The 3,066-nt window shown below is 25.8% G+C and carries 5 protein-coding genes and 1 riboswitch; all 5 genes read left to right on the forward strand.

Annotated elements, in window-relative coordinates:
• Positions 1–177 (forward strand): ferritin family protein (locus ACYUET_RS18915; RefSeq protein ID WP_460282087.1); only part of this gene is annotated, 177 nt, incomplete at its 5' end.
• 151 nt (positions 178–328) lie between these two features.
• Positions 329–527, forward strand: a riboswitch (cobalamin riboswitch).
• A gap of 429 nt (positions 528–956) precedes the next feature.
• The gene (locus ACYUET_RS18920) at positions 957–1,676 is read left to right on the forward strand and encodes an energy-coupling factor ABC transporter permease (RefSeq protein WP_460282195.1); all 720 of its coding nucleotides are present in this window, start codon (positions 957–959) and stop codon (positions 1,674–1,676) included.
• Positions 1,677–1,679: 3 nt separating this feature from the next.
• Positions 1,680–1,955, forward strand: coding sequence for an energy-coupling factor ABC transporter substrate-binding protein (locus ACYUET_RS18925; RefSeq protein WP_460282197.1), 276 nt, complete (start codon positions 1,680–1,682; stop codon positions 1,953–1,955).
• Positions 1,939–2,634, forward strand: a complete 696-nt coding sequence (locus ACYUET_RS18930; RefSeq protein ID WP_460282199.1) for a CbiQ family ECF transporter T component — start codon at positions 1,939–1,941, stop codon at positions 2,632–2,634. The genes ACYUET_RS18925 and ACYUET_RS18930 overlap by 17 nt, the downstream gene beginning before the upstream one ends.
• Positions 2,635–2,836: 202 nt before the next feature.
• Positions 2,837–3,066 (forward strand): rubredoxin-like domain-containing protein (locus ACYUET_RS18935; protein WP_460282201.1); only part of this gene is annotated, 230 nt, incomplete at its 3' end.

Below are 3,066 nucleotides of genomic sequence, written 5' to 3' on the forward strand. Positions count from 1 at the left end.
AACTTAGAATTAAGAGTAGAAGCAGAACATGGAGCATGTCAAGGAAAGAAAGATTTAGCTACATTAGCTAAACAATTAAACTTAGATGCAATTCATGACACAGTACATGAAATGTGCAAAGATGAAGCAAGACATGGAAAAGCATTTAAGGGATTATTAGATAGATACTTTGCATAATTTTAATTAAAAAAAGAATTCATTAAGTCCTCAAAATTATTTTAAATATGTTACACTAGTATATAGACATTAGAATTAAATATTCTAATGTCTATAATTTTTACTAAAAATTAATTGACAATATTATCTTTAAAATATATTATTAAATAAATGATATATTTTAAATTTAGGTTTTTTGTAAATTTTATAAATTTATAAGAATTAAAAGGGAAAGTGGTAAAAAGCCACTACAGCCCCCGCTACTGTATTAAGGGACAAATCTCTGTATATCCACTGATTTTTTAAATTTGGGAAGGAAGAGAGGCGGATGAACTTAGAGTCAGGAGACCTACCTAAATTTAGTGCTATCCTTCGGTGGGAAGTTAAATAGCAAGAGCGTTTTTTATTGATTATAAAACGCCTTGTTTTAATGTAAATTTTTGCATCTTAGCTTTTTATTAAGAAGTTAAGATGCTTTTTAATTTTATGAAAATTAAGGCTATATTTTCAGTAAAAGTAAAATTTTATCTAGATAGTTAGTATTTATGATTTTATAACAGTTATATGCTTCTATATAATAACTTTTAATCATCATTTGAAGGTAAGCTCCATCTGGTAGTAAGAATTATATATATTTTTAGAACTTATTCATCAGATGTATGTTAGCCAGAGTTTGCTATGCAATTTTTCAATTAAATTCATCTCATATAGTAGTAATCTTTAAAATTGTAGCAAGCTTGTAAATAAGGATAGCAAAATATATTTAGTAAATTAATATTATAAAATTAATTGGAGGTATTATGAAAAAATCAATTTTTATTATTTATGCTTTATTACTTTCACTAACAATTCCACATAATGCATATGCAATGCATATATCAGAAGGATATTTACCGTTAAATTGGTCAATATTTTACTTTGTTCTGATTTTACCATTTTTATTTTTAAGTATAAAAAAGTTAAAGAAATTAACAATTAAGAATAAAGAAATAAAAATGTTATTAGGTTTAATGGCAGCATTTGTTTTTATGATGTCAGCACTTAAAATTCCATCAGTTACAGGAAGTTGTTCTCATCCAACTGGGACAGGCATTGGAGCAGTAGTATTTGGACCAATAATAATGACTATAATTTCTTTAGTAGTTTTATTATTTCAAGCATTATTATTAGCTCATGGTGGAATAACAACATTAGGAGCAAATTTATTTTCAATGGGTATTGTAGGACCGTTTGTTGCTTTTGGTATTTATAAATTATTAAAAGGAAAGAATGAATTGCTAGCAGTAGGTCTTGCAGCAGCACTTGGAGATTTAACAACTTATGTAATAACATCTATACAACTTGGATTAGCATTTCCATCTTCAACAGGTGGGATAGCATTTGCAGTAGTTAAGTTTATGGGAATATTTGCTGTAACTCAAATTCCATTAGCAATTGTAGAAGGAATAATTTCTGTAGTAATTTATGATTTTATAAAAAAACACTGTAAAGAAGAACTTTTAGGAATTATGGAGGAATAATAAGTGAAGAAAAAAAATATAATTTTATTATTAATATTAAGCTTATTTTTAGTAGTAGCACCATTAGTATTTAATAAGGGAGATGAGTTTGCAGGGGCTGATGATCAAGCCGGAGACTTAATTACTGAGATGAATGAAGGTTATGAACCATGGTTTGAATCACTTTGGGAACCGCCATCTGGAGAAATTGAATCATTACTGTTTTGTAGTCAAGCAGCAATTGGAGCAGGATTTATAGGATATTTTATAGGTAAAAAAAGTAATGCTAAGAGAAGTTAGTCTTTATGCTAACATTAATGAATTTAGTAAAATTCATCCTGGAGAAAAATTATTATTAACATTAATTTCATTAATACTTTGTTCTTATACTGAAAAATATGAAGTTATAGTATTTAATATAATATTTTTTATTATTTTATGTGTTGTAACTAAGGTAGAATTTAAAATAGTAAGAAAATTTGTTAAAATAGCAGTAATATTTTCATTATTTACAGCTATAACATTTACTTTTGAAAAGCAATATAATTTTATTATATTGCTTTTCTTAAGAGGTATTAATGGAGCTATTACTATTAGTTTTTTTGCATTAACAACTCCTATAAATCATTTAGTTTATATCTTAAGCAAAAATAAATATTTAGCTGATATAGCTGATATAGCAAAATCGTTAGAAACATTTCTGATAATTATTGAGAAAGACTTTGAAATTACATTTAGAGCCATGAATTGTAGAGGTGTTAGTAAAAAATATAAGGATAAATTAAAATATTTTGGTAAGGGGATAAGTGTTGTATTTAGAAACCTTTTGTATAGGTGGAAAGAAATCAATGAAGGATTAAAGAATAGATGTTATGTAGGGAAACATCATTATTCATATGATTTTAAAATAAGTATCAAAAATTACATATTTATACTAGTATATTTGATAATTAATATCAGTTTAATAGTAGTATTATAGAGTTAAAACAAATAGGAGTTTATAAGAATTTCATTTGTTTTAATTTTTTTTTATAAAAAACTATTTACAAATAATAATTATTATTATATAATAAAAACTGTCAAGAGAAACAAAATAAAATTAAAACAAAAGACAATGAAAATAAAAATGAAATTTAAAAAATAAGTAAAATTAATTAATAGAATATAGGGGGAACAAAATTATGAAAAAATTTGTATGTACAGTATGTGGTTATGTGTATGAAGGAGAAGCAGCACCAGAAAAGTGTCCATTATGTGGAGTTGGACCAGAAAAGTTTATAGAAAAAAGTGGAGACTTAGCATTTGCAGATGAACATGTAGTAGGAATAGCTAAGGATGTAGATCCAAGAATAATAGAAGGATTACAAGCAAACTTCATGGGAGAATGCACAGAAGTAGGAATGTATTTAGC

The organism is Clostridium sp. CTA-5 (genome assembly GCF_054768135.1).

What these genes read in the sequence shown, in the direction of transcription:
- ACYUET_RS18930 (WP_460282199.1), top strand. Translation starts at nt 1,939, where the DNA reads ATGCTAAGAGAAGTTAGTCTTTATGCTAACATTAATGAATTTAGTAAA.
- ACYUET_RS18920 (WP_460282195.1), top strand. Translation starts at nt 957, where the DNA reads ATGAAAAAATCAATTTTTATTATTTATGCTTTATTACTTTCACTAACA.